Source organism: Corynebacterium sp. Marseille-P4611 (genome assembly GCF_916618765.1).
GTDB lineage: Bacteria > Actinomycetota > Actinomycetes > Mycobacteriales > Mycobacteriaceae > Corynebacterium > Corynebacterium marquesiae.
The window spans coordinates 1-25915 of the sequence record NZ_CAKAKD010000002.1; the positions used below are offsets into that span (position 1 = coordinate 1).

24 protein-coding genes and 3 pseudogenes are annotated in these 25915 nt (G+C 58.2%); 14 read left to right on the plus strand and 13 right to left on the minus strand.

Annotated features, from left to right (window positions below; all coding sequences use genetic code 11):
* Positions 1 to 209, minus strand: a pseudogene (locus LG376_RS12425) (hypothetical protein); the annotation flags it as partial.
* Positions 210 to 1112: 903 nt separating this feature from the next.
* Between LG376_RS12425 and LG376_RS12430 the strand changes: the two are divergent.
* Together LG376_RS12430 and LG376_RS12435 are read left to right on the plus strand one after the other, a co-directional pair.
* Complete coding sequence (locus LG376_RS12430; RefSeq protein WP_049147792.1) at positions 1113 to 1709, plus strand: ParA family protein; 597 nt, start codon at positions 1113 to 1115, stop codon at positions 1707 to 1709.
* Positions 1710 to 1719: 10 nt separating this feature from the next.
* Positions 1720 to 1956 (plus strand): hypothetical protein, encoded by a 237-nt coding sequence (locus LG376_RS12435; RefSeq protein ID WP_046095264.1) that lies wholly within the window; start codon positions 1720 to 1722, stop codon positions 1954 to 1956.
* 83 nt (positions 1957 to 2039) lie between these two features.
* Here LG376_RS12435 and mobF read toward each other — a convergent pair whose 3' ends face one another.
* Positions 2040 to 6506, minus strand: a complete 4467-nt coding sequence (gene mobF, locus LG376_RS12440; RefSeq protein WP_225747402.1) for a MobF family relaxase — start codon at positions 6504 to 6506, stop codon at positions 2040 to 2042.
* Positions 6507 to 6734: 228 nt separating this feature from the next.
* On the opposite strand from mobF, the gene LG376_RS12445 reads away from it, so the two are divergent.
* The gene (locus LG376_RS12445; protein WP_225747403.1) at positions 6735 to 7094 is read left to right on the plus strand and encodes a 3-deoxy-D-manno-octulosonate 8-phosphate phosphatase; all 360 of its coding nucleotides are present in this window, start codon (positions 6735 to 6737) and stop codon (positions 7092 to 7094) included.
* A gap of 9 nt (positions 7095 to 7103) precedes the next feature.
* Here LG376_RS12445 and LG376_RS12450 read toward each other — a convergent pair whose 3' ends face one another.
* Positions 7104 to 7367, minus strand: a complete 264-nt coding sequence (locus LG376_RS12450; RefSeq protein WP_225747404.1) for a hypothetical protein — start codon at positions 7365 to 7367, stop codon at positions 7104 to 7106.
* Positions 7368 to 8005: 638 nt separating this feature from the next.
* Between LG376_RS12450 and LG376_RS12455 the strand changes: the two genes are divergently transcribed.
* The gene (locus LG376_RS12455) at positions 8006 to 8965 is read left to right on the plus strand and encodes a replication protein RepA (RefSeq protein ID WP_225747405.1); all 960 of its coding nucleotides are present in this window, start codon (positions 8006 to 8008) and stop codon (positions 8963 to 8965) included.
* 618 nt (positions 8966 to 9583) lie between these two features.
* On the opposite strand, the gene LG376_RS12460 is transcribed toward LG376_RS12455, so the two are convergent.
* Positions 9584 to 10372, minus strand: coding sequence for a helix-turn-helix transcriptional regulator (locus LG376_RS12460; RefSeq protein WP_225747406.1), 789 nt, complete (start codon positions 10370 to 10372; stop codon positions 9584 to 9586).
* 29 nt (positions 10373 to 10401) lie between these two features.
* Here LG376_RS12460 and LG376_RS12465 point away from each other — a divergent pair, with 29 nt between their 5' ends.
* The 5 genes from LG376_RS12465 to LG376_RS12485 all read left to right on the plus strand — a co-directional run bounded on the left by LG376_RS12465 (position 10402) and on the right by LG376_RS12485 (position 16450).
* A complete protein-coding gene (locus tag LG376_RS12465) occupies positions 10402 to 11280 on the plus strand; it encodes a ThiF family adenylyltransferase (protein WP_225747407.1) in 879 nt (292 codons plus the stop codon).
* Positions 11277 to 11939 carry a formyltransferase family protein gene (locus tag LG376_RS12470; RefSeq protein ID WP_086589209.1) on the plus strand — a complete coding sequence of 221 codons (663 nt, stop codon included), beginning with the start codon at positions 11277 to 11279 and terminating at the stop codon, positions 11937 to 11939. Before LG376_RS12465 ends, LG376_RS12470 begins: the two co-directional genes overlap by 4 nt.
* The gene (locus LG376_RS12475) at positions 11936 to 13300 is read left to right on the plus strand and encodes an MFS transporter (RefSeq protein ID WP_225747408.1); all 1365 of its coding nucleotides are present in this window, start codon (positions 11936 to 11938) and stop codon (positions 13298 to 13300) included. Before LG376_RS12470 ends, LG376_RS12475 begins: the two co-directional genes overlap by 4 nt.
* Positions 13301 to 14323: 1023 nt before the next feature.
* A complete protein-coding gene (locus tag LG376_RS12480; RefSeq protein WP_005324630.1) occupies positions 14324 to 15553 on the plus strand; it encodes an IS110 family transposase in 1230 nt (409 codons plus the stop codon).
* Positions 15554 to 16198: 645 nt separating this feature from the next.
* Positions 16199 to 16450, plus strand: a complete 252-nt coding sequence (locus tag LG376_RS12485; RefSeq protein ID WP_080970062.1) for a Clp protease N-terminal domain-containing protein — start codon at positions 16199 to 16201, stop codon at positions 16448 to 16450.
* A 98-nt stretch (positions 16451 to 16548) separates the two neighbouring features.
* Here LG376_RS12485 and LG376_RS12490 read toward each other — a convergent pair whose 3' ends face one another.
* The 4 genes from LG376_RS12490 to LG376_RS12505 are packed head-to-tail and all read right to left on the minus strand — an operon-like array spanning position 16549 to position 17926.
* Positions 16549 to 16812, minus strand: coding sequence for a type II toxin-antitoxin system RelE/ParE family toxin (locus tag LG376_RS12490; protein ID WP_080970061.1), 264 nt, complete (start codon positions 16810 to 16812; stop codon positions 16549 to 16551).
* A complete protein-coding gene (locus tag LG376_RS12495) occupies positions 16796 to 17032 on the minus strand; it encodes a peptidylprolyl isomerase (RefSeq protein ID WP_049152098.1) in 237 nt (78 codons plus the stop codon). The genes LG376_RS12490 and LG376_RS12495 overlap by 17 nt, the downstream gene beginning before the upstream one ends.
* Positions 17033 to 17069: 37 nt before the next feature.
* Positions 17070 to 17663, minus strand: coding sequence for a recombinase family protein (locus LG376_RS12500; RefSeq protein ID WP_225747409.1), 594 nt, complete (start codon positions 17661 to 17663; stop codon positions 17070 to 17072).
* A complete protein-coding gene (locus LG376_RS12505; RefSeq protein WP_225747410.1) occupies positions 17663 to 17926 on the minus strand; it encodes a hypothetical protein in 264 nt (87 codons plus the stop codon). The genes LG376_RS12500 and LG376_RS12505 overlap by 1 nt, the downstream gene beginning before the upstream one ends.
* Before the next feature lie 189 nt (positions 17927 to 18115).
* Between LG376_RS12505 and LG376_RS12510 the strand changes: the two genes are divergently transcribed.
* From LG376_RS12510 to LG376_RS12520, 3 genes and pseudogenes are all read left to right on the plus strand, one after another.
* Complete coding sequence (locus tag LG376_RS12510; protein WP_225747411.1) at positions 18116 to 18370, plus strand: hypothetical protein; 255 nt, start codon at positions 18116 to 18118, stop codon at positions 18368 to 18370.
* Positions 18371 to 18531: 161 nt separating this feature from the next.
* A complete protein-coding gene (locus LG376_RS12515) occupies positions 18532 to 19242 on the plus strand; it encodes an IS6 family transposase (RefSeq protein ID WP_005325321.1) in 711 nt (236 codons plus the stop codon).
* A 75-nt stretch (positions 19243 to 19317) separates the two neighbouring features.
* Positions 19318 to 19518: pseudogene (locus LG376_RS12520) on the plus strand (helix-turn-helix domain-containing protein); the annotation flags it as partial.
* A gap of 83 nt (positions 19519 to 19601) precedes the next feature.
* On the opposite strand, the gene LG376_RS12525 reads toward LG376_RS12520, so the two are convergent.
* The 4 genes from LG376_RS12525 to phnC form a co-directional block, all read right to left on the minus strand.
* Complete coding sequence (locus LG376_RS12525) at positions 19602 to 20639, minus strand: phosphonate dehydrogenase (RefSeq protein ID WP_019481145.1); 1038 nt, start codon at positions 20637 to 20639, stop codon at positions 19602 to 19604.
* Positions 20636 to 21451, minus strand: coding sequence for a phosphonate ABC transporter, permease protein PhnE (phnE, locus tag LG376_RS12530; RefSeq protein ID WP_370633410.1), 816 nt, complete (start codon positions 21449 to 21451; stop codon positions 20636 to 20638). Before phnE ends, LG376_RS12525 begins: the two co-directional genes overlap by 4 nt.
* 17 nt (positions 21452 to 21468) lie before the next feature.
* The gene (gene phnD / locus LG376_RS12535) at positions 21469 to 22365 is read right to left on the minus strand and encodes a phosphate/phosphite/phosphonate ABC transporter substrate-binding protein (RefSeq protein WP_370633409.1); all 897 of its coding nucleotides are present in this window, start codon (positions 22363 to 22365) and stop codon (positions 21469 to 21471) included.
* A gap of 82 nt (positions 22366 to 22447) precedes the next feature.
* Positions 22448 to 23248: a phosphonate ABC transporter ATP-binding protein gene (gene phnC, locus LG376_RS12540; RefSeq protein WP_225747414.1), complete on the minus strand. Its 801-nt coding sequence runs from the start codon at positions 23246 to 23248 to the stop codon at positions 22448 to 22450.
* A gap of 172 nt (positions 23249 to 23420) precedes the next feature.
* On the opposite strand from phnC, the gene LG376_RS12545 reads away from it, so the two are divergent.
* Positions 23421 to 25301, plus strand: coding sequence for a hypothetical protein (locus LG376_RS12545; protein ID WP_225747415.1), 1881 nt, complete (start codon positions 23421 to 23423; stop codon positions 25299 to 25301).
* Between the two features lie 43 nt (positions 25302 to 25344).
* Here the strand turns inward: LG376_RS12545 and LG376_RS12550 are convergent, their stop codons facing one another.
* The gene (locus tag LG376_RS12550) at positions 25345 to 25761 is read right to left on the minus strand and encodes a recombinase family protein (protein ID WP_225747416.1); all 417 of its coding nucleotides are present in this window, start codon (positions 25759 to 25761) and stop codon (positions 25345 to 25347) included.
* On the opposite strand from LG376_RS12550, the pseudogene LG376_RS12555 reads away from it, so the two are divergent.
* Positions 25738 to 25915, plus strand: a pseudogene (locus tag LG376_RS12555) (IS6 family transposase); the annotation flags it as partial. The gene LG376_RS12550 and the pseudogene LG376_RS12555 sit on opposite strands and share 24 nt — an antisense overlap.

Genomic DNA, 25915 nt, shown 5'->3' on the forward strand with positions numbered 1-25915 from the left:
CACCCGAATCCGGATGCAGTGATTGTTAGCCGGGTATTCGAGACGGCCTGACAACACAGGCACATAGCGTTGATCACACAATAAAAACGGAGCTTTCTTGGCTCCCGCCCCAAGTTGCAACAGCACCAGATGATCCGGGATCGAGTGGGGTCGGCCAGTGCACGACCCAGGCGGTTCATCACGTCGAGACGCGAAGCAATAGTCAGCATGCGCTGAACTATACAGCGCCCGCTGAACTAGTCAAGTTCCGGGTAGCGGTGCAGCTGTGCGCGCTGCTGAAGAGACAGTGAAAGTAGCAGAGATGGCGCAGATTCCGGCAAAGTTGCGAAAACAGCTGAACCACGTTCGTTTCTGATGATCGGCCCATGTGCGATTTGTGCCGCGCCGAAGGCAACCGAATTGGCTCGAAGTTCCGTAGCGTTGAAAGTTTCCGCTCGAACCATAAGTCACCGGAGGTGCTCACCTTTGACGAACTTGTCGAACGTTCACCGTGGAGCGTGGAGCTTGCCGAGAGGCAGGAAGAGTCGGAAGCGGAATTTCCTGACTTCCCGTTCTCAGGAGCGCTCCTGCTCACGTCAAAAATTTACTTCTGTTGTGTAACCCGAGGCGAAACTGCGTGTAACCGGGGTGTTGCCGCGGACCTAATACATCTGGTCAGGAAGTTTCATAAAAGCCCCTCGTCCGTCACGGGGCTTTCAAGAAACATCTTCAATCTTTCCACGAAACCCCTGGCCGGCCGAAGGAAAACGGCGCTCAATAAAAGGAAACTCCCCTAGTGCTTCTCGTCGTTGGGAGCACTAGGGGAGAAGCCACCTGCGGGGGGGATTGTGGCTTTTTATTTTCCTTCCGTCCGACTATGCGCCGGGGGAGGTGCGCTGCGGACACCCAAAACCATACCGCCTTACAACGCGCCCGCAACCGGAATATCCCTCAGCAAGTGGATAGCTTTAAATTTCGAGATGCGCATATATGCATATGTGCATATCAGTACATGCGCATAAAGTGATTTTTAGTTCAGCTCTCTACTTAATGGTTTCCCTCCACATAGCATGATATACACACATGCGCATGTCGCTACCTGGAGAGATCTTCTCTAAATCTATTCTTGCTTTATGACTCGAGTAATTTCCGTGATTCAGTCGAAGGGCGGGACAGGGAAGACCACACTTTCGGTAATGCTCGCAGAGGCAATTCGGAAGATGGGTTATACGGTTGCAGTCGCAGACGGCGACCCCCAGCAATCTGCCACCCGATGGGCGAGCAGAGTAAAGGATTTTCCATTTCCCATCGAATCTGTCCGCAGTTCAAATGATTTCCCTGGAGTAGTCAGGAGAGGGAACAATCCGGACTTTCTTATAGTCGACACCCCTCCAGGTGGTTTAGCTTTCATAACCGAAAGCGCCGAGGCTGCCGATTTAGTCCTTCTTCCAACTGGTGTTTCCCCGATGGATATTGATCGAACGCAGGTCACACTTTCTTGGCTAATAGAAATGGGGATACCAACAGCAGTTGTTCTGTCGAATGTCGACAGAAGGGAAAAACTTCTAGATGAAGTCCATGCCGAACTGGAGGGTGATGAAACTGCAGCGCTTGCTGAAACAGTCATCCCAACGAGGGCGGCTACACGTCGCGCTTTCGGAACAAAGCCCAGTAGTACGAAGGTTTGGGATTCTTTGGCTCGAGAAGTAGTCGCAGCATTTGAGGATTAAGGGGTAGGCAATGGCAATTCCAAAGGCTAAAAATAAGGCGCGGGAAGAATCGTCTGGAAATAAGTCGGAGGTCTCGCCTTCAACAAAGATGTTCGCCCAAGCTAACGATAAAGCGACACGCCTTCAGTTGTACGTCCGCGATCGGCAATTGATTAAAGAGCTCAAACTCGCCGCAGTGGAAGAAGAGAAGAGTATCTCCCAACTTTTTGAAGAGTGGGCAACACGATGGCTCGAGGAAAGAAGCTAACTATCTGGTGTATATACCTACATACACATATGCGGATATAGGTATATACACATATGCGCTCTAGTGCTTTTACCTCGCTGTTTCTAGAGCTCTGGGCCTTGTTCTTCTTCAAGGTCGTCAGCAGGTGCTTGTTCGTCAGTGGTATCGCTGTCGCTGGTAACGCTTTGTTGCTCGCCACCTAGGCCGAGGCTAGCGAGGAAGTCGAGGCCTGCTTGTGCGCCCTGGTGCAGATCGCCGGCGTCTTCGTCCTGGGTGTTGTCGGTGTTGTCGGCTTCTGGGGTGGTCTCAGGTGCTGATGGTTCTTCTTCCACCTCGTTGTAGGAGGTGTCTGGCTCGTCATAGTCAGTGGTGTCGTGCTCGTAGGCGGCGGCGATGGTGTCTGCCATCATGTCGCGGATGGTGTCTTGGGCGGATTCGTCTATGCCGAGGCGGCGTAGTTCGTAGGTGCGTTGTGCGGCCAGGAGGTTTACTTCATCGGCGATATAGCCTGCATGGTCGGCAACATCGTTCGGGATTTCTTCTTCGCGCAAGCGGGTAGCGATGTCGGCGCGGTCGGCCCAGTCCATTTTCTCGCGGCGGATAGTATCGAGGCGTTGTTGCAGCCTATCGGTGTGTTCGCTGTCGTACTGTTGGGCTGCGTGGAGGCGCTTGTCCCATTCTTCGTGGTCCTCGGCGCGGTAGCAGATTTCCTCCCACAATCGTGCCTCCGGAAGGTTAGCGCCGGTGTCTTCAATGGCCTGCTGCGCTAGGCTGCGGCGCTGTTGCGCCTGTTCAAGACGCTTGTGCGCATGGTCTATGCGCTGTTGGTAGGTGCCATAGCCTGCCGCGTCGTGGTCATAAGCCCGCTCGGCTACCGGGCGGGTGTAATCATCAGCCAGTAGGCGTTGGTGCTCAATGTCTGCCAGGGCAGCTTCTTCTTCACGCAAGGCGGAACTGTGGTCTGCCATGGCCTGCTCATAGGCGCGAATACGCGCAGCATCAAGACGCACCTGCTGGAAGTTAGCCTTTACCTCGTTAAGGGCTGCGTCTTTGTCTTCGTAGAGGCGAGTAGTAATACTTGCTTCCTGCCAAGTGAGCGATTCCACCTTGGAACGAGCAAAGCGTGCGTGCTCTGCCAGCACCTCCTGGTTGAGCTGGTTGAGGTTTCCTTCCTTTCCAGTAAGTCGAGCAGTTTCCGCGCGGTCGTAAGGGTTGTGGGTGCGCAGCCACGTATCGAGTTCTATATCTGTCTGACCAGATACAGGAGGAAGCTGGTTGCGTTTGCCCGTATCGCGCAGGCGGAGTTGTTCGTCTAGGCGGTAGCGGATAAGACGTGCCGGATCGTGGGCGTTGTCAATATCGCGGGTAGCAGCGTCCATGACGGTGCGCGGATCAATGCCTGCGTCGATAAGTTTTGCCCAGCCGTGGCGGATAGGTTCTACACCGTCGTTACTGGTTTCAATCTTGCGGGCAAGGTCGCCGGGCAGGGTGTCGATCCAGTCTGGCAGGTAGGAGTCGATGAAGTCGTTGGTGGCTTCGTCTTTGCCCATAAGCCACAGGCCCATCATGCGATCGGGTGAGGTTTGCTCGTCTACGACTTCGGCGATGACCTCGCGTGCGGCCTTCGGGGTGGTATCGCGCGAGATTGCCTTGTCGAAGACGTCTCTAGCACTTGGGGCGTGGTCTATGCCTTGGTAGTGGTAGTGGCCTTCTTCGGCCAGTTCATCTAGCTGGTGTTCGGTGACAGCATAGATGTGGTTGGCGATTTTGCCGCGTGTAAGTGCGACATACAGCCCGGCCCTATCCACGTGGTGGTCGATTACCGCGCGGGTGCAGTCCACGGTGCTGCCCTGGGCGCGGTGGACAGTAGCGGCATAGCCTAGCTGCACATTGTCGTGTACGTAGTCTGCTGGCAGGCACAGGGTCTCACCGGTTGCTGTGTTGCGGGCGGTGATACTGCCGTTGTCGGCAATGGCGGTGACTGTCATAAGGGTGCCGTTGTTGATCCGGGTACTGGTCGCGGTCTCATCGTCGTAGAAAGTCTGGTTTTTGCGCGCCAGAATCGTATCGCCAACGCCTGCTTTTTCGCCTCTAGAAAGCTGGGCTTCCACGGTGGTGTCAACAATGCCCACGGCGATGTAGTGGGCGCGGATTGTCTCGTTAAGCTCTGCCACATCGCGGTTGGTGGCAGCAATAAGAAGACTGGTTTTACCGCTAGAAATATCAGCCAGGTAGTCTGCTGCGGCCTTATCCAGCATGTCGCCGCGTGCGCCACCATTGACCCAACCACGCTTTAGATAGAAGTCGAACGTAGACGACTCACCGTCACGCAAGCGCAAGCTGATAGCGGATTGCTCACGGTCTCCGCCGAAGCGCACGACTTCGGAGAGTTGATTATCACTGCGGCCAGAAGCATTGACCATTGCGCCGAAAAGTCCGCCGTTTTCCACCGCGCCGAGCTGTTTATGGTCGCCGATAAAGCGCACGACTGCGCCTGCTTCTTCGGCAATTTCTAACAGTGAGCCGATGTTAGGGGTCGAGGCCATGCCGGCCTCGTCAACGATGATCATATCGCCTGCGTTAATGGATACCGGAAGGTCTTTAAGACTATGGCCGGGCTTTGTTGGGTGGTTTCCGCGCCAGGTGTAGGTGAGTTTGTCGATGGTAAAAGCGTCAAAGCCTAAGTCTTTAAACAACACATCTGCCGCCTGCGCAGACGGAGCCAGACCAATCACATTGCGGCCCTGGTTCGCCCACGCGTTGGCAACAAGGCGCATAGATGCGGTCTTGCCGGTACCTGCCGGGCCTACGCCGGTAGCCGCCAGTGTGCCGCAGGTAAGCAGGTAGCGCGCCATGGACTCCTGCCCGGCGTTAAGACGGAAGCCAGCCTCATTTTCGTGCTCATCAAGAGCCTTATCAATCGCGTGAGAGGGCGCGAATGCAGCCACCGGCTCGTTGAGTGCAGCCAGTGCTTTGTCTTCGGTAGCGAGGATGTCCTGGGTGGTATAAAGCTCACTATCCGCGCGGCTATCCCGGGCTTTACCCGCCGCATTTTTCAGCGCCTCCGGTGGTTCCAGGACGTCAAAATCATTCAAGGAAATGGCCTTATCGCGCACGATAGCCTCCACCACAGTGGCGTGGATAAGGTCGCGCTCGGAAAGAGAATTAAAGCGATAGCCTTGGAGTTTTCCACCCGCAGCAGTTGCTACATGCGAGGCGCGAAAGTAGGAACGACGCCTGACAACGGTGTCTAAAACCTCGTCGATAAGACCCGGAAGGTGGTCTTCGGCGTGAAATACTGGGCGCTCATCATGGCCAGAATCTGCTGCAAGTTGGGCGATGGCAGCGAGTTCTTCTGCCCCAGTATCACGGGCGGAAACTTCCGCTTTCCAGCCTGCGCGAAGCTCTGTAAGGCTTTCTGGTTCACGCTTCGCGTCACGGGTTTCCAAGATAGCTTGCTGCCACAAACGACCCACCTCAACCGAGTTTGGCGTTGTGCCACGCGCGGCAACAAACTCTTCCACCAGTCGCTTGTAGACCGGCTGCGCGCCGCGTCGACGCTTAGAAAACGACTCCATCAGCGACTCGGAAACACCCTCGATCTCCCACGTGGGTTCCTTGTTGACCCCGTGGTCGCAGGCGGTGAATGTGTAGCCCATTTGGTTAGAAAGCAGGGTGTTCAAGATGGAGTCATAGCGGTGCGAAATGGCCTGCGCTTGCTTGTGCAGCGCCTTGGAATCAAGCGATAACCAACGTCCGTCTTCGGCTTGAACCTTGTTGGATACCAGCACGTGCGAGTGCAGATCAGGGTCTCCTGCGCGCGTATCGTAGTGCTTAAACTCGGACGCAATAACACCTTTTGTCTTAACTTGTTCACGCCCTTGCTTGCCAGAGCGAGTGAAAAACACGTTGTCTTCTGCCCACGCTATGGCCTCTTTCACGGCCTGGTGATGAAGCGCCTCAATGCGCCGCGCGGTCTTCTCATCAGACAACGCCCACGCCACCGACACGGACTTAGCAGGCGAAAAGGTCAGGTCAAAACCCGAGACAGATTGCCGAACATTGTCCTTTAACCCGTTAACCCAGTTGACGACTTCCCGGCCCGATTGCGGCTCGACGCCGTGTTCTTCAATGAAGAACTCCCGGCCAATATCCTGGACTAACTCGGCGCGCTCCTGCTTTCCCATCAGCGTGCCCGTTGTCTGACGGTGGCGGCGTTCCGCGTCACGCAAAGCAACCAAAACCGGCACATCATTCGTGAAATTAGCAAACGGACGCCCCAACTGGACGTCCTTGATTTTCTGACCTTCGGACATCTTCATATCCGCATCTGGGTGCAGACCCTCGCCGTACAACGCGGCCATGTGAGACTCGGTAACTTCCCCACCCTGCACGACGTTTTCGGTGTTCAAACCGGCCAAACCAGAGCCTAACCAACGACCTGGTGGAGTTCCCTTCGCGTCGTAATACTTCGACAAACTTGGCGCTTCTGTCGGCCCATCATTGGTAGCCACAGAGCGCAACAGGTACTCATAACCTGTTCCGCTATTGACTACGCGCAGGGTCATCATGCGACCTAGTCTAGCAGCCAAAACCCGATTAACACTAAGAGTGCCAATAGTGTGTTGTAAAAAGGGCGCTCGCGCCCGCCGTGGCAGGTCTGCAGCGGCGTTAAAAACCTGCGGGAATAGTCCACTGATTTCTTCTGCTTGCGCCGAGCTTCCCACGTGGTGTTTGTGTCAGGTTTGGGACGGTGTGTGGGATGGCATTGTGGGGTTATGGTTACCGCAAGTAGAAGTTTGAAGAATCGTCAGAAACTGCGGCAGCATCTCGAAGAGGAACAGTGTAAGCTGCGTGACCGCAAGAAGAAGCTCAACTCGCTACTGTCGCTTATCGACCAGCGTGAGAATCTCAACGAGAAGATTGGTCACGCCTCGCAAGCAGTTATCGACCTAGGCGAATCTAAAGAACTCGTACGCGAGCTCATCGGCGTGAGCCAACGCGATTTCAACGCAATGCTCAAGACTGCTAAGGAATCCTCCCCTAGTGCCGAAGATTCCTCTGGCGAAGATGAGGCGAACGCTGGCGATAGTGAGCGCCAGGACAACGACGAAGCCGCCAGCGCCCTCGGTAGAGAGAAAGTCAGTCTTCGGCGTTAGCGGCTGCGGCTACTGTTGCTCGTTCGGGTCATAATACTCGCCGGGGCTGGCGGGCGCGTCTTCGTACGTGTTGGAGTATGGCGAGTCGTTCGTTTCGTCCGTAACGTGCTCGTAGTGGTCAGCCATGGAGCCAATCATCACGCCGAGGAAGGTGAGGCAGTACCAGGCGATTACCCTGCCTAGTGCTCTGATGATTCCTGTCCCCAATCCTGCGCGTCGTATCTGGGCAATGAGCGTCCAGACCGGCATGGCAATGAGTGCAGCTGGGGACATGATTGGTAGCCGATAAATGGCAGTGCGTCCACGGAGGCGTCCTTCCTCTCTGTGGCGCGTGCCGCTCATGATGCTGTTAAAGAGTTTGAGAAGACTCCTCCAGTCTTACGCGTGGTAAACATTGTTTACAGAATGTCGATTAAACAATTCTATCGACAGTCCCATCAAGTGGCTGCAGACTTCGAAGAGAAGACAATCAACAACTTGTTTAACCAAATAATGCTCAACGGGATAAAAGACGAGCCCGAAGAACAAGAGTGACTCCACTAATGCCTTAGGTTCCGAGCAAGCTTCATCAAAGCAAACAGCCGATAAGACTTCTTGGCAAGAGCCGCCACCATTACTAAATCTCCCAGTAAGTCACACTGATGTGATTTAATAGGCGGAGAAAATAAAAAGGCGTGCCCCACACCCGTGGGGTGCGCAGCGCGAGCGGCACACACCCTCGGTTCAAGTCCAAGGCGCGCACGTTCCTCAAAACATGAGGAAACCCCCGCATCATCGAGCTGCAACTCTAGCGGGGGCTCAAACCAAAAATCGACACCACCGTGTCGGTTAAGACTTTACCACTTCCACACGGACAGTGAGCAAAGCACAACACGGGCGGTGTCGATAATCCGAAAGGAGACCACGACACCATGCAGCCCCCACACAGCCCAGATGAGCGCCGTGCCAAGCTCGAAGCAGTCAAAGAACTAGCCCGCAGGCAAGAACACGACGCCGCACAAGAACTCCTGCAAGCCCAAGACGTCGGCTACACCTCCAAGCTTTTTGTCCAAGCACTCTTCCCCTACCGCAAAACCGACAATAAAGAACGAGTTCTTCAAAACGGAGATGGAAAAATTGTCATCTATTCAGGCGAAGGACTCCCCTACGGCAAGTACCCGCGCCTCATCATGGCCTACATCATTACTCGCACTGTAGAAAACGCGAGGCGTCTCAAAGAGGGGAAGATTAATCACGAAGAAGCGCTACACATCCCACTTGGTCGCTCGATGAACCAATTCCTCCAAGCAATCGGCATTGGCCAGCGCGGCACAGGGGGAAGCAAGGGCACTCTAACTATCGTCCGAGAACAGCTCCTGCGCCTAGCCGATTCACGAATCACTGTGAAATCCGATGATGGAATTCGAGCACGCGGAAAGCACACCCAAATCGTCGACGATTGGGATCTTTGGTTCGACACCCGCGACCCCAACCAGGGCAGTTTCATTGAGTCTTACCTCAAACTCACACCCCAGTTTTTCGAGCACGTTGCCGAATCCCCCATCCCTATCGACCTCAACGTCCTACGCGAGCTCAACAAACCACGAGCCATGGACTTGTACATCTGGCTTACCGTAAAGCAATACTGGCTGGCTAAAAACAACCGCGACGCCTACACCTTCACTTGGGAGATGATCGCTACCAGCTTCGCCACCAAAGAACTTGCGACCGGACAAGACTGGGCCCACTTCCGTGCTGAGATTAAAAAAGCCATTCTTGAACTCAGCACCGCGTGGCCCAACGCCGGCATTACAGCCGACACAGACGGAGTAACGGTCACGAGAACTGCCCCATCAGTTCAGCAGAAACCACCACGCCCCGAACTAGACTAAGCAGAACGCAGAAGACTAGCGCCCTACGGGGCGCTTTCTTTTTACCCAAAAGCCCCTGCGCAGATTTACCGATACGACTGCGCAGATTTACCGATACCTCAGAAGCCGCAGGTCAAACTGCGCAGATTTACCGATACCTCAAAACTAACTGCGCAGATTTACCGATACGACTGCGCAGATTTACCGATACGACTGCGCAGATTTACCGATACGACTGCGCAGATTTACCGATACACGCCTAGTTATCCACAGGGTTTTACCTGCGGGTTTACCTATTTTCCCAGGTGGCTTATAACTATATCCCTGTATATCTATATCCTCAGCCGATCAACCAACAAAACGTCATCTTATGGGTTACGGTGTAGGCTCCCGCCTCGCCTGACGGCTCGTTGGGCTGCCGCCCAAATCAATAGATTTGGTTGCCACCACACACCCCACAACAACCACACACCTTATTGCCCTCCACGTGGCCGTTTTATCTTCTAGAATCTTAGGACAAAGAAAAAGAGCGGCAAAGAATCAGAAAAGGTAACTAAGTGCCCCAGGGACGCTACATCGACGCCCCACGCTTTAGACGTGACCTCGAAGACATCCTAGAGCGCCTAAAAGCCCAAGAGGTCACGTCTCCACTTTCCGGGGTTCGGGCCCATTGAGGGAGATCCCCGCGTCGTTGAGCGCTGCCCGCCCGGCGGGAGTGAGACGCACGGCCCGGGTACGACCCCTGCGGGAAAGCCATTCCTTATCCAGCAGAGTCTTGCAGATTCCCGTGCCGAGAGGGCCGGCGAGGTGGAAGCGGCGTTCGGTGGAGTCCATGCACGACCTGCCCGTGTCGAGCATCTTCGGGGGCACACCCCACTGTATGAACAAGCGATGACCTTGATTAGTGACCTGACAGTGCGAGTCGATGAACTCGTGCTCTTCCAGTTGTTCAGCCAGGCGCACCCCGAGCTTACCGGCGAGGTGCTGATAACAGGTGCGGCCTTCACGTAGGTTCGCATTCGCCCGTGACGCGCTGAGGCTGTGAGGAGTGGGCAGGGGCGAGCGGGCGACCACGCCAAGGCTCTCGACCACTCGTGCGATGTCTTCCCCGGCCAGGCGAATGTAGCGGTGCCGGCCCTGCCGAATGTCGTGGACGAGACCGTGGGTGACGAGCACGTCAACATGCTCGCTCGCCGTCGACCGGGCCAGGCCCGCGTACCTGCCCAGTTCACCAACCGTCCAGGCCCGCCCGTCCATGAGCGCAGCACACATGGCCGCCCGCGACGAGTCAGCCAGAGCCGACGCGACTGTCGAGATATCCGGGACCGCTTCAGGAAACACGCGCGCAACCATGCCTCCAGTGTGCACCCGGAACTGTTCGGTGACGACCGAACAATCGCAGGCATAGTCTGAACTCACCAGATTCATTGCATCAGGAGGCGAAGGGAGCGATCGCGATGAACGGGGACCGCCAACGGCTACGCGGGCACTACGATGAGGACTTCTACTGGGAACGCGTTGACCGCAACCTGGGTTGGCTCGGCGACACCACCGAGGAACAGCGTGAACGCCAAGCACGGTTGCGCGATGCCGTGATCGGCATCGTCGGCACCGGGGGCATCGGCGGTGCCGCAGCCGCCCGCTTGGTGCGCATGGGCGCACTCAACCTGAAACTGGCCGATCCCGACCACTTCGACCTGACTAACGTGCAACGCCAGTACGGCGCCGGGCGAGACACGATCGGCCGCAACAAGGCCGAAGTCGTCGCGGAGCAGGTCTTCGCACTGACCGGGGATGTCAACATCGATGTCTTCCCCGAGGGCATCACCCCGGACACGGCTGAAGAGTTCATGGACGGCTGCGACTATGTGATGGACCAGATGGAGTTCTACCAGATCAGCAACCGCTACGCCCTCCATCGCGCCTTCCGCGCCTCGGACCGGTGCAGGTTCATGTTCAAGATCCCGACCGTCGCGCACTCGACGGTCGTGTTCACCTACACGAAGGACTCGATGCCCATCGAGGAGGTCTACGATCTCCCCGAGGATGCCGAGTTCACCCCGGACGTGATCCACCGGCTGATGGAACGCATCATGCCCGAGCATCAGGACTTCCCCTCGCCAGGCACGCTGGATGAGTGGTTCGTGGAGAAGCAGACGATGCCGATCTTCGGAGCCTGCCCGCCCCTGGCCGAAGGCGTCCTCGTTGAACGCCTCGCCCAAGAGATCATGGACTTGCCCGGCCGTACGCCTCTGCCCGTGCAGCCCGGGTACGCGCTCTTCGACACCCTGACCTGGGAAGCGAAGACCGTTGAGAAGGCGTGGTGGGCGAAATGACACGCATGGTGCTCTTCACCGAGACCAATTCCGTCTTTGGCTCTTACTTCCTCACCCGACTTGCCAGGCACGATGATGTCATCCTGGCGGCTGTGGTGCTGCGTGAACCCGGCGCACTCTGTGACTACTACCTCGATGAGCCCGAGCCCCTCGACCTCGCGAAGGACGCCGCCGAGCTGGATGTGCATACGCTGCGGCCGGCGCACATCAACACCGACGAATTCATTACCGCCATTGGGGGCCTGGCGCCGGACTACTTCATCGTCGCCAACTACCAGCTGCGGCTCGGGCAGCGACTCCTCGCGGTTCCGAGCTACGACGCCCTCAACTTCCACCCCAGCCCGTTGCCCCGCTATGCGGGGCTGGCACCGTTCTATTGGATGGCCGAGAACCACGAGACCCAGGGCGGAGTCTCCGCAGTGCGAACGACAGCTGGGCTCGACGAGGGCCCCCTCGTCGCCCAGCAACTCCTCGCGCTCACCGGGGGAGAGACGGCCAGGGAGATCCGGGACATGCACTTCGCCGCGTCCTGGCGCCTGTTCGATCTGGTGCTGCCGACACTGCTGGACCGGTCCTACCGGACCTGGGATCAAGACCTGAGCAAGCGCACCTACTTCGGCCACCCGCCCGCCGAGGCTTCGCTGGAGTCTCGCGTATGACCGCGCATCGGCGCACGGCGCTGGTCGCGACCCTCCTCGGTTTCTTCATCGTCATGCTCGATACGACCATCGTCAATGTCGCCCTCGCCGAGATCGGCACTGACCTCGACACGACGGTGGGCTCACTGCAGTGGGTCGTCGACGCTTACACCCTCGTGTTCGCCGCGTTCCTTCTCACAGCTGGGGCCGCATGCGACCGTCTCGGGGCCCGCAGGGTCTACCTCGCTGGCCTGGTGGTCTTTGCTGTGCTCTCGGCCGTGTGCGCCCTCGCTCCCACAGGCGGGTTCCTCGTCGCTGGTCGCGCCGTCCAGGGCGTGGGCGCGGCAGCGATCGTGCCGGGCTCTCTGGCATTGCTGTCGGCTGTGTACGACGATCCGAAGGAACGAGCACGCGCCATCGGGCTGTGGGGCGGCGCAGGAGGTGTTGCCGCCGCGATCGGACCGGTCCTGGGCGGAGCGCTGGTGTCGACGATCGGGTGGCGGGCGGTGTTCTGGGTCAACCTCCCCATCGTCGCTATCGGCTGTCTGCTCACCTTGTGGGCAATTCCCGCGCTCACGGGCAGTCGCGCGAGACGGGTGGACCTACCCGGACAGGTGCTCTCCGTGCTCACGCTGGTGGCAGTAACCTATGCAGTCATCACCGCAGGCGAACACGGATGGTCACCCTGGCAGGTAGCCGCGCTGATCGCCGGGGGCGTCTTCCTCGCCCTGTTCATCATCGCAGAGCGACGACACCCGGACCCGATGCTGCCGATGGCCTTGTTCACTCGTGCCCGGTTCTCCGTGGCCGCAATGGTAGGGCTCGCGCTCAACATCAGCTTCTTCGGACAACTCTTCGTGCTCTCCCTCTTCTTCCAGCAGTACCTGGGATACGAGCCGTGGCTGGCAGGCCTCGCGCTGGCACCACAGGCGTGCAGCGCCGTGATCGCGTCACCGCTGGGCGGCCGTGCCGTCGCCCGGTGGGGCGCGTTCCCCACCATGCTCACCGGCCTGGTAGTCGGCACGATCGGCTTCAGCAGCCTCGTGCTGCTCACCGCAGAAACCCCTTACGTGGTGGTCGCGGTGTTGACCTTCACGGCTGGATTCGGGATGGCCTTCGCGATGCCGGCCGCGACCTCGGCCGCAGTGGCCTCGGCCCCGCCGGAACATGTCGGCATTGCAGGAGGAGTCATCAATGCCGCCCGCCAGACCGGCAGCGTCGTCGGCGTCGCAGTCCTCGGCGTAATGGTCGCCAGTGGAGCGTTCCTCACAGGCTTCCACACAGCCGTCGCGGTCGCCGGTGGAGTCTTCGGTGCCGCAGCGCTCGTAGTTGCTGCCACCATCATCAGTCACCTACAGGAGCCAGTTACACCTGAAGTTTAGAATCATTGTGTGATGAAGCACCATCGGAGGAGGTCGAAGAAGCCGCCAGTCGAACGCGTACTGTGCTCCGAAACTGGTAAACGCGAACACGAGCACTATGATGACGCCGTGCATGTAGCACTGAAACGGTCGCGACGGGCAGGGCCGCTGCGGATCTACGAATGCCCTCGTGCGGGTCGTGGCACCTAACCAAGCGCCCTGACTGGGGCAAACCACCGGCGAACTAATGACACTGTACGGGTCTGTCTCGGCGAGGAACGCTCCGGAGCGCGTCTTTCCTGGACGCTCCAGGAGTTTCGTTCTCATGCATAGGCAGCCGAGGCGCGCTGCAAGGCTTGTAGCCCTGAGGCCAGTCGCCTAGGGCTTTGTACCATGAAACTAGGCGCGCCAGCGACCATAGGCCATGGTCAGAGAGTATGAACACCGGTGACCAGATAGCAGGTCGCTTGTGTCAGGCAATGCGCCGGCGCATTGCCTGACCAGTATGAGCAACAGAGCGCGCTCAAAACGTTAGGGCGCGCACGCGCAAAAGAGAGCAGTCCCTTTTCGTAGTCACCTATGCTCCTCAGCCCACCGGGGTATGCACACAGCGCTCATACACTAAAAGAGTCACACCGAGAGAAAGGACCACTGTGACGACAGCAGTTATTTTCAACCCCACCACCAATGAGGAGTACTTCACCACTCCATGCTTCAGGACTCGCGCCGAAGCCTGGGCATGCGCAACCGGGTTCATCTTGGCGCTGATAATGGGAATACAGGATCGGAACCACGTGGAATGACCCACTTCTTGACTGGCCATGATCTCCTCATGTGCCTTCAGCGTGATCTGTCTTCCATGTTAGTTCCGACCCTGTACCGCAATCTGGTGAATCCGCCCATGACCTTATAGGAGCGTGACGTCTCCACCGTGACCACCCCGGCAGGTGTCTAGTGTAGTCGTCCCATCAGCGTCTTGTCTGCCCGGAAACCCCGGATCGCGGGTCACCCGCACGTTTGCTCACAGACAGGACCTGATCCCCAATGTCTACCACTTTCGACTGCCCCACCGGCCCCGTTGCCGGAATCGACACCCACACCGATACCCACACTGTTGCCGTTATTTCGGACACCGGCCGGCACATCGCCACCGACACCTTCCCCGCCACCAACCCTGGCTACGTGGCGATTTCAGAGTTCATGGCAACCTACGGTGTCACCACCGTCGGTGTGGAAGGAACCAGCTCCTATGGAGCAGGCCTGACACGCCACCTTCGCACCCAGAAATACTCAGTCGTAGAAGTCTTACGCCCTACCCGGGCCGTTCGACGCCGGGACGGCAAATCAGACCCCGTTGATGCTGTCGCTGCCGCCCGCCAGGTGCTCACCGGGGAAGCCTTAAGCATCCCGAAAGACACTTCCGGGCCAGTGGAATCCCTCCGTGGGTTGCAGATCACCCGCCGTCAGCTCGTGATGACAGCAGCGAAACTGATGACAACGATCAAATCGTTGCTGGTCACAGCACCCGATGAGATTCGACGCCGCTATAGTGCGATGTCCACATTGGTCATGGTGGAGGCCTTGTCCCGGTGCCGACCATCAGCTGACCTGGCCGACCCCAGAAATGGGGTGCTCCTCGCGTTGAAGACATTAGCCACCACCTATCGTGATTTACAGAAACAGGGTACGCAGCTGGAAAAACACATCAGTATCCTGGTTGAGATGATCAATCCGCATGTGACCTCGATATTTGGGTGTGGTTCCGTGGTGGCTGCTGATCTGATTGTCAGTGTGGGGGATAATCCAGGCCGGATTCACTCCGAGGCAGCATTAGCTCATCTGTGCGGGGCCGCACCGATTCCGGCTAGTTCTGGACGGACTCATCGGCACCGTCTCAACCGGGGTGGTGATCGTCGGGCGAATTCTGCGTTGCATCGGATCGCGTTGGTGCGGATGCATCATGACCAACGCACCAGGGACTACGTAGCCAAACGCACCAAGGAAGGATTGTCGAAAAAGGAGATCTTACGGTGTCTGAAACGCGCCATTGTCAGGGAGGTCTACCGGGTGTTGTGCTTGGGTCAGGCCGTTCTTCCAACGGGCCAGGTAGAGGTTGATGAACTCAAAGCTCGACGGATCGAGAGGCAGTTATCGCAAGCCCAGGTTGCTGAAAAACTCGGGTGTGCCCCGGCGAGAATCAGTGATATCGAAACCGGCAAGCGCCCTTTGCCGGAGTTGAGGTTGGCTTATGAAGAACTTCTCAAATCAGCTTGACACAACATAGGAGCATCACGCTATAGCGGGGAGCAGGACGCCGCAGTAAGAGGCAACCTCGCAGACGCCACGCTGAACAAGGAATACGAGTTTTACTCCACGATCGACCTACGTCAAGCATCGCTCTACGGCCCTCCAGTCTCGATACGTTCTCAACGACTAACCCCAGCAAGACAAACAAAGGCGGCACCCTTTGAGGCGAGTTCCTTTTACCTAAAGCACCTGCGCAAACTTACTACTTATTGCTTAATTGATGAATCTCAGTTCCTTTGCCATTAGCATTGAAGGCGAGCAACTTAACTACGATACCTAGTCGAGGTGGCCAGTGTGAAAGTCCGCAATTTAATCACCGCTTCAATGGCAGCTTTCCTTCTCTTGTCTCCGAATTCAGCTGTTGCTGCAGAACCTGCCCTATCTTCTTCTCAACCAGTGGCCGCAATTCCTTATGGGTGGACAAAGGTCGATGGACATCCAGACGGCACGCCCAAAAAAGAGTGTGGTCCATCCAACGATGGGGAAATGGTTGAAACCGAAGACGCCGAGGGAGGACGACGGTTCTGGTCGTGCAGGCACATAAACCCCATTTTCAAGGATCCGTACTGGGAGTGGAGCGAAACTGTACTACAGTAGAAAATTAACTTAACCATGGAACTAACACCTAGGGCACAAGAATGCTTCGCGGTTGCCGCTTCAATCGCAGAACAAGCTGGTGTAGACAAAATAGGCGCCGAGCATTTGCAACTAGCTCTCCTACAAGATGAGGACTCAATTCCTTATCAAGTTCTTGACGCTGAATATGATGCTGACATGTTCCGGAGAAATCTATCCTCCTACTTAGAAAAGGAAGGATATAAACAACCGACTAATCGCGCTTCTTTTCTTCCACGTAAAAACTAATTTGATCATTGATCAAAACATGATCGCCACTAACTTCGCCACCAAAGCATTAGACTCCACCCAAGGAATGGCAGGAGTGGCGGCTGTAGGCGGTGTGTCTATAGGTAAATATTGCGCCGGTGGCCGACATCGATGACGTTAATGATTACGGTGTCTTCGTGGATAGAGGAAATTACTCGGTAGTCTCCTACTCTCCACCGCCACAAGCCAGACTTGTCTCCAACAAGTCCCTTACCGCGTACATGTGGATCGCCTAGCTCTGCTACCTCGCGGAGAAACTTACTGATGTGTTTTTGTACAGGTTTATCAAGCTTCCGGAACGATTTCGCAGCACGCGGGGTGAACCTAATCGACCAAGCCACACTCGTCCTCTAGTTCCTGGAGCGAAATTGTCTCTAGTTCACCGCGTCGAGCTGCCTCAGCTTCTGCCTCAAGTATGTATACGTACTCAAGCTGATCTAAATAAGAATCAAGGGCCTTGCGTAGATAAAACGCTCCAGACCTTCCCGTGCGAGAAGCAAGCGCATCCAAGCGCTCCTTTTGCCGGGTGTCAACGCGCAAGCTAATTACCGATCCACTCATGTAAACATGTTTACACCAGGTGAAACGATTTGTACACCTATAGTGCCTTCAATGCCCGATACACCGTAGGGCGAGTGACTCCGAATTCTCGCGCCAAGGCTGCTTTCGACTCCCCCGTCAACACGCGCTGCTTAATCTCCGCTACCTGCTGCGGGCTGAGAGTTGGTTTGCGGCCTTTGTACTTGCCTGCCTTTTTCGCCAACGCAATCCCCTCCGCCTGGCGCTCGCGGATAATGGCCCGTTCAAACTCCGCGAACGACCCTAAAATGCCGAGCATTAAATCCGCGCGTGGATCTGTGGTGTCTTTCGCAAACGCGAGGTTCTCATGCAGAAAAGTAACAGTCACACCTTTGCCGGTAAGTTCATCAACAATCCCGCGAAGATCCGTAAGCGATCGGGCGAGGCGGTCGATCGACGAGACAACGAGTTCGTCCCCGTCGCGCACATACGCCATGCACTCCTTCAGTCCAGGGCGGGCAGTCTTGGTGCGGCCGGAAATCTTATCTTCAAAGAACCGGTCGATCCTGCCGGAAGCGTTGAGTAGTTCTTTCTGGCGCTGATTATTCTGCTCCACCGTGGAAACTCGGATATAGCCCACTCGCTGACCATGCGAACCGGAGTCATTGGCCATTAGTCTTCGCTCCGCGAGGGTTTAAAGGCAGCATTCTCTTGTTCTATGACCGCATCGCGATAGGACTCGATTGCATCCGTGAGGGCGTACAGCTGAATGCCGTCGAGACCATCAGCGTTAGCAAGCAAAGATTGCACAATCCTGCCCAACGCCTGCTGCCCCGACGAGAGTCCACCATGCAGATCTTTCACCCGCGCCAACGCGGGTACAGAGTCAATATGACTTTCAATATGGAAACCGTCAGACGATAACACCACACTCACCGCTTTCTGTATAGGTAAGGTCTAAGCCCCATTATACAGGTGTAAAACAACGCTAGGAATGGCCCTATTTTACAGGAAACATTCTGCCCCAGAACGGCGTAACAATAGGGTGTACCTAATCTAATCGATTTCGATGTGTACATGGCGATAGTAAGTTCTTATTTGGCAGACCAAGAGGAAGGAAAGACTATGCCATTAGCCCTAGTGCACAACCCCGTTACCGGCGAGGTCTACTACACGACGCCGATGTTCGACACCCGCAAGGAAGCATGGGTGCATGCCTCCCAATTCGTTATGGCCCACCGGAGTTGGGCCGGTAGTGAAGGGGTCATAGGTAATATCCGACATTCTGAAGAGCTCAAAGAATACGAGCTTTGCGGAATCATCGACTTACGGCAGAACGAAAGGCTCGGGCGTCCCGTCTCTATCGAAATCAGGGACTAATTGCCGGGTGAGATTCCCTAGTGAGCACCCCGCCCCGGGGGTCTAGTAGCGCGGCAGATTTTGCGAACGTAAAAAGAAACCTTCAGATCCTCGTAAAGAGAATCTGAGGTGCTGTTGCAAAGTTGGGGCAGTAGAAAGACCGGCGTGAAATAATCAGAGCCATGGGCATCTTCTCCGGTCGGCATTTCCCCCGTGACATCATCCTGTGGGCGGTGCGGTGGTACTGCCGCTACGGCGTGAGCTACCGCGACCTCGAAGAAATGATGACCGAGCGGGGTGTGCCAGTCGATCACACCACGATCTACCGCTGGGTGCAGAAATACGCCCCTGAGCTGGATAAGCACACTCGCTGGTACCGGCAGGTACCCGACTGGCAGGCCCAGTCCTGGCGGGTGGATGAGACCTATATCCGGGTCGGCGGCACGTGGTGCTATCTCTACCGGGCTATTACCGCCGGTGGGCAGACCTTAGACTTCTACCTCTCACCAAAACGGAATGTGGCTGCGGCCAAGCGTTTCCTGGCCAAGACGCTGCGATCGAATACGACAGCCGGGTCCCCGCGGGTCATCAACACCGACAAGGCACCAGCTCTGGCCAAGGCAATATCCGAGCTGAAGGCGGAGGGAATCTGCCCTCAGACGGTGGAGCACCGGCAGGTGAAATACCTGAACAACGTTCTCGAGGGAGATCATGGCCGACTTAAAAGAATCCTGGGACCGAAGGGGGCGTTCAAAAACCGAATTTCCGCCTACCGGACGTTGAAAGGGATGGAAGCGATGCATTCATTACGGAAAGGTCAGGGCACGATGTTTGCTTATGGGCACCCCAATCCGGACGCGGTGATCGTCAACCGGGTCTTCGAGACGGCCTGAGAACGCCGGCACGCAGCGGCCATCAGGAAATGAGAAACTGGGTCGTCTCGGCTCTCCGCCCAACTTTGCAACAGCACCCGTGAGGGGACGGCCGTCGCCAAGGCAAAGGGCCGGCTACGCGGAAAACAACCCAAACTCTCCAAAGCCCAGGAAGCACACCTGGTTTCCGTTCACCGGGCGGGAACGCACACGACTGTTGAAATTGCCGAACTTTTCGGCGTAGCCCGGTCCACCGTCTACCGTGCCATCAAACGCGCTGGCGAGCCCGCCGCTTAGATCCATATAATTTCACCGCCCGAGCCGGAGCGCCCTTAGCGTGAATTTCCGGGCGATTCTTCCCCGGACCCCGATAGGACCGATCATAGGGCAGTAGGCGTTCCAGCAGATCCCACGCCACACGGGCGGTTGACGGCTCCGTGTGGTTCATGCCCTGCAAGGGCCTGCAGTATGGCAGTGGCGGCGTGCTCCTCAATTTTGAGACGAGTCGCGGCCACGGCAGATCCCAGGTGTGGCGTGAACAGCGTGCGGTCCTGCATCGCCAACAGCTCGGCGGAGATGGCAGCGGGCCGGTCCGGTCGGGACAGGTCCTCGAACTCGAAAACGTCAGCCGCGAAGCCACCGAGCTGTCCGGCGCGTAGGAGCTCGATCACCGCGGATTCGTCGACGACGGAGCCGCGGCCGACGTTGACGAGTAGCGCCCCCGGTCGTATTGACTCGAGCCGATTCCGGTCGAGCAAGTGGACTGTCTCCGCCGACAGTGGGGCGCAGACCACAACGGCGTCGCTGCGCTCCAGCAGGTCGGACAGGTCCGCACGCCGGATGTCGAGTAGTGCTTCATCGGCCGCCGATAGCGGTTCAGGGTCGAAGTAGAGCAACTCGGGTGCGAATCCCCGCAACATCCGTGCAACAGCCCGGCCGAGGTTGCCCGCCCCTACGATGCCGATCGTCGATCCTACGAGGGTCCTCCCGTAGAGCGTCGGCCGCCACCCGGCGAAATTCGAGCGCACCCGGCGGTCCCCGGCGGTGATGTTCCGCGCGAGCCCGATGAGCAGTCCGACCGCCAGTTCTGCGGTGGGCTCGGTCAGGAGGTCCTCGACCCTGGTCAGCCAGATGCCTCGCTCTGTGCAAGCCTCGACGTCGATGTTGTCGTTCCCTTTGAGGGCTCCCGCGACCACCTTCAGGTTGGGGCATGAGTCGAGGAGCTCTGCATCGACCCGGTCGGGCATGAACACCATCAATCCTTCGGCCTCTGCTGCGCGGCGCCGCACCTCGGAGGCCGGGAGACTGCTGTCGCTCTGGTTGGCGACAACTTCGCAGCTTTCGCTGAGCAATTCGAGGATCGGCGCATGCACGCGGTGCGTCAGTACGACCTTCGGACGTCGACTGTGTTGTTTCATTGGAACCTCTTTCGCAACGCTCCGCCGAGAGCGTCGACTACGGTCACGGTGGCCAGGATGACGAGCAGGATTGCGGCGACCTCGTCGTACTGGAAGGTTCGCAGGGCGGCGATGAGTTCGAAGCCGATGCCGCCGGCGCCGACGACCCCGACGACGACCGACGCTCGGAAATTGTACTCCCACCTGTAGACGGTGACGTCGGCCATCTGCGGCAGCACCTGGGGCAGGATGCCGTGGAGAATCACTTGGGCCGGGCCGGCTCCTGTCGCCCTGGCGGCCTCGACAGGGGCTTCGGCAGCGCGCTCAATCGCTTCGGCGAAGAACTTTCCCACCATGCCGGCAGAATGGATCCCCAATGCCAAAGCCCCGGGCAGCGCGCCGAAGCCGACGGCGGCGACGAATACGATCGCCATGATCAGTTCGGGCACTGATCGCAGCACGTTCAGGATGAGCCGCGCGACCCAGTAGATCGCCGGGTGCGGTGAGGTGTTGCGTGCTCCGAGCAATGCGAGAGGGACGGAGAGCAGCACAGCCAGTGCTGTGGCCGCGATGCTCATTGTCATCGAGTCGAGCAGGGGCCCCCACCAGCTGTTCAGATGGGTGAAGTCCGGCACCCACATCTCGCTGAGCAGGTCGGCAATGTCGGCGAGGCCTGTGACCATGCGGTTGGCGTCGAGCAGACCCACGGCCCAGGCACTCAGGATCACCGCGACGAGGATCAAGCCCGTGATGGAGAACGAGCGCCTCCAGCCGGATTGTGCCTGGTCGGTGATTCGCTGGTATTCCTGCTCTCTGCGATCCTCGCGCGGCACGCTGACCGCGGGGCTGCTCACTGGTACTCCTCGAGATCGATGTCGAGCAGCGGAGCGAGGTCGCGAACCTGATCGTAGTCCGAATCGGCAACCTCTGCGAAGCCGGCGGCTCCGAATGGTTCGAGCACCTCGGGATCGTCGAGTTCCAGGAACGCCGCCCGCAGCTTCTCCTTCAGGTCCTCGGGCAGATTGGACTGCATCGTCCAGGGGTAGTTGGCATAGAGATCCGATTCCTGGACTTTCACGACAGTCTCGGAGTCGATGAGCCCCTCCTCGACCATGCGCTCATAGATGGGCAAGCTCATGCCCCCCGCGTCCGCATTGGCGTTCTGCACTGTCAAGGCCACAGCATCATGGGAGCCGACGTACTGTTCCTCGTAGTCACCCTGGTCTACTCGGAGGTCCGCCTCTTCGGCGAGCATGGCCTTGGGAATGAGGTGACTGGACGTGCTGGTCTGGTCTCCCCACGCAACGGTCTTGCCGGCGACATCCGCGAGGTCCTCGATGCCGGAATCCGCGTTGGCGATGAACACTGCCTGGTATGTCGGGTCCTCACCCTCGACTTCCTGCAGGGCGGCGAAGGGCTCGATGTCGGCCTTCTCCTGGGCGAGGACGTAGGACAGAGGGCCGAAGTAGCCGAGGTCGATGCGGCCGTGGGCCATCGCCTCGATCATCGAGGAGTAATCGGTCGTCACCACGAGCTCGACGTCAAGCCCGAGTTCCTTTTCGATGTACTCCTCGAGGGGCTCATTGTTCTTGATCACCTCCGACGCGTTCTCGTCGGGAAGCAGCGCAACGCGGAGGGTTTCCGGGGCGGTGGTTACCTCTGAACTGGCACCACAACCGGAGAGGCCGAAGGCGAAGGCAGTCGTTACAGCGATCGCGGCAGTCGCCAAGCGGGTGGGTCTAGGCATGGGAATTCAATCCTGTTTCAGTAGTTCGGAAGGTGGTCGATCTCGGGGGTGGCGGTCGAGGTTATTGAGTCCTGAGCGTTTGCTAGTCAGCAGAAGTCGGCAGCGAAACGGTCTGTGCCGACAGTGGAAGGGCATCGGCCTGCTCGTCGGCGGGCACGCCGCCGTAAATCACCAGCAAATCCTCATCGGTGACCCCGGCTGCAGGGCCGTCGTAGACGATTTCCCCGTGTGCCAGGCCGACGATGCGGTCGGCGTGCTCGAGCGCGAGGTCGACCTGGTGGAGGCTGGCAACCAGGGCGATGCCGCTCTCCTGACAGACTCGGCGCAGCAGCTCCATCACGAGACGCGCAGAGTTGGGATCGAGGCTGGCGACCGGCTCATCGGCAAGGATCAGGTCCGGTTGCTGCGCGAGCGCTCGAGCGATGCCTACTCGCTGCTGCATGCCACCGCTCAGGTTGTCTACCCGGGTCAGGGCCTTGTCCAGCAGTCCGACGCGTTCGAGCGCTTCGAGCGCGATGCGCTGGTCGCCGCGACTGGAGGGCAGGATGCTCTGCCAGAAGCTGTGATAACCGACCCGGCCGAGGAGCACGTTGCGCAAGGCCGAGAAGCGTGGGATCAGCTGGTGGTGTTGGAATACCATCCCCGTGCGGCGGCGGTGTCGACGCAATTCGCGGCGGGAGTCGAGTAACGCCGTCCCGTCAACCCGCACGGAGCCGGTGGTGGGTTTGGCGAGCAGGTTCATGCATCGCAGCAAGGTCGACTTGCCGGCACCCGACGGGCCGAGCAGCACGGTGACTTTTCCGCGCTCGATCGACAGATCGGTTCGGGCCAATGCTTGAACGCCGCCTTCGTAAGTCTTGCTGACATCGACGAGCTCTATCATGAAAGTCCTCTATACGAGTGCGCTGTACGAGTGAAAGCGTATAGAGGACTTGTGAACTCCGGGCGCTGTGGGAGTGAACGGTTTGTGAACTCCGATGAAACAGCCCGTTAACCCACAGCAGTTAAGGCGGCGTACACATCCAGGCAAGAAGCAAATGTCAGGCTGATCAGCCATGACACCCTTTACCCCGGACGGCGCAGTGAGCGATCTGGTGATCGGCCATGCCTCCGCCGTGCTGCCGGACGTGGTCATCGAGGACGCCAGGCTAATCGTGCGTGGTGGCCGGATTGCGCACGTCGGGCCGCATCCTCCCGGGGCCTCCTGTGACCTCGATGTTCGCGGGGCATACCTGCTGCCGGGCCTCATCGACGTCCACAGCGACATGTTGTCGCGCGAGATGAGGCCCCGGCCGGGAGTCGTCCTCGATCCGAGTCTTGCCATTGCATCGGCTGGTGCGCGCCTTCGAGCTGCGGGGACCACCACGGTCCTCCACGGGCTGGCGTTCCAGGAGCGATCGATTGTAGGGACCGCCATTGACTCTCCTGCCGCGTCCGAGCTTTCGGAAGCCCTCGCTTGCACGGACGACAGGCAAGTCGACCACCAGGTCCTGCATCGGCTCGACGTACGCTGCGAATACGGCCGCGAACTGCTCGAGAAGGAACTTGAGCCGCGAGCCGAGCTCTTATCCCGTCCTGCTGACCGCTCCGGAAGCCCGGCGCCTGAGGGCCGGGGCGCAGGTGTGCCGGTCGTGTCATATGAAGACCACACGCCCGGACAGGGGCAATTCGCAGATCCGATGACGATGCAGCGCTGGCTCGTGCTGAACGAGGGAATGTCGCAGGATGACGCCGCCGACCACGTCGAATGGTGGCGCAGCAGCCGCGAGAAACGACAGGGCGTGCGGGATCGCGTGCTTGCATGGCTGGAAAGCCTTGCCCGGAAGGGCCTGATCCGGCTCTTCGGTCATGACTTGGCGACGCGGGACGACGTCGAAGCGGCGGCCGCGCTCGGATGTTCGGTGGCAGAGTTCCCGACGACGTTAGAAGCGGCGCGCGCCGCCCGAGACCAGGGAATGCTCGTCATCGCTGGAGCGCCGAACGTCGTTCGGGGTAGGTCCCACACGGGAAATGTTTCTGCGGCTGAGCTTGTATCTGCTGGCCTGGTGGAGGAGAACGAAAAGCAGTTAAGACTGGTCCAGGAGCTGTCCCGCAAACAGACCGAACAGGGCCTTACAATGCGCGACCAGACCACGATTCAAGAGGCGATGGAGCGCAGCGACATGATGTATCGCCAGCTGCTGATGGTGTCGAGGGGGCTGGTCGAGTCCTCGGCGAAGAACGGGAGCAACGTCGCGGAGATTTCCGAGAAGATGCTGGCGAGCCTGGAGGAGATGCGCAAGCACCTGCACGTGCTGGTGGGGATCAAGACGGATATTCACCTACGGAGCGAGGACGTAGAAAGGATCGCAGAACCCGTAAGCGCGGCTTTGAAGAGCTACGTAGACAGCTCAATGAGCAAGCTGAAAAGCGAGACGAAAGAGATGCTGGAAACGAATTTGGCCCAGACCTCTAGCAAGTACACGCAGACGCTAGAGGATTTAGTCCAGCGCCAGGAGGCTGCAGCCGACCGTGCGGAGGAAGCAGCCGAAGAGGTAAGGCAGGGGTTAGCCGCCCAGGAGGCTGCACGCGGCTGGCAGAACCAGGCTATAGCGACGTTAGGAGCTATTGGGCTGCAGGCTGCGACGGTGATTTTGGGCGCTTTAGTTATTCTCGGCCCGATAGCCGCTGCTTTCGGGCTAACAGACGCACCTGGATACATGCAGTGGCTGTTGGATTTCGGCGGCCAGGGCATCGGTCACGGGGTACTGGCCGTGCTACTGACGGTTATCTTCGTCTCTGTCGTAGCGGTGCTTATTGTGGCGGGTTATTACCTGCTCGACGGGGTCTTACAGGGGCGCGTAGGCATAAGGAGTCTGCACGACTTGTGGGACTACGCCAAGCGAGTTAGGGCACGCGGGAGCGGCGAGGACCAGGAGCCGAACGTAGGAAGCTAAAAAGGCACAAGGGCACGCATGAAAATTAAAAAGAAAGCGAGCATTAAGGCGTAGCGGATTCCCGCTGCGCCTTTTTTGCACGCTCTAGCGCCCTATACAGCGTAGGACGAGACACGTTAAAGCCTCGGGCCACGGCAGAATAAGAATGCCCGTCCTCGATCAGCCTTTGGGCGGTGTGGGCCTGCTCTGGAGACATTTTCGGCTTGCGACCGGGATAGCGGCCTTGGCTGCGGGCGTAGGCAACGCCGTCTTTAGTGCGCTCGCGCAGTAAGTCGCGCTCCCACTCAGCTAGGGAGGCCAGGACGTGCACCATGAGCTTGCCATTAGAACTAGAAGTATCCAGCTCTGGCTCTAAGACGAGCAGGTTAACACCCTCTTCGGAGGTGCTGTTGCAAAGTTGGGGCAGTAGAAAGACCGGCGTGAAATAATCAGAGCCATGGGCATCTTCTCCGGTCGGCATTTCCCCCGTGACATCATCCTGTGGGCAGTGCGGTGGTACTGCCGCTACGGGGTGAGCTACCGCGATCTCGAAGAAATGATGACCGAGCGGGGTGTGCCAGTCGATCACACCACGATCTACCGCTGGGTGCAGAAATACGCCCCTGAGCTGGATA